The sequence below is a fragment of the Psychrobacter sp. 1Y4 genome (assembly GCF_051847555.1).
The window spans coordinates 1-541 of record NZ_JBPYDE010001049.1 but is presented as its reverse complement, the minus strand read 5'-3'; the positions used below and the strand labels follow the sequence as shown (position 1 = coordinate 541).

Here is a 541-nt window from a genome sequence, read left to right as displayed (position 1 = left end):
ATTTACAGCTTTTTAACAGTGGCGTAGCGATTAAGACATTTATGCATCATTCAGACAAACAATAGCAATCATATGCGATTTGCTCAGTGTTTTCATCCATGATTTATGGCGCGGCCGTCTGCTGATACTCTGTGTCGGTGCGAGTTGCCATACGCAACCATGCACTGCGCGCGCGCGGGTTTTGACTCGTTTCAGCTTTGCTTGGGCCAACGCGTTTAGGTTTGCTAAAGTAACGTGGACGATTGGGCGGCATCGGTAGATTTTCATCTTCTGGATACTGGCCTTTGCTATGACGCTGCAAAAACTGCTTGATACGGCGATCTTCTAGTGAGTGAAAACTAATCACTGCAAGCTGTCCGCCTGACTTTAAGATAGCAATACTTTGCGCTAAAAAGTCGTCGACATCGCCCAGCTCATTATTAATAAAAATACGCATAGCCTGAAAGCTTTGTGTGGCTGGGTGCTTGCCGCGCTGCCAATTGGGATGCGCCACTTTGATCACCTCTGCCAGCTCAAGCGTAGACTCATAGCTATCCATCTG

At 47.3% G+C, this 541-nt stretch carries 1 protein-coding gene; it reads right to left on the bottom strand.

The features are described from left to right. Positions 1-103: 103 nt before the first annotated feature. Positions 104-541, bottom strand: a 438-nt coding sequence (gene mraW, locus ACS8FC_RS20350; protein WP_439298119.1) for a 16S rRNA (cytosine(1402)-N(4))-methyltransferase, incomplete at its 5' end; no start/stop codon positions are given.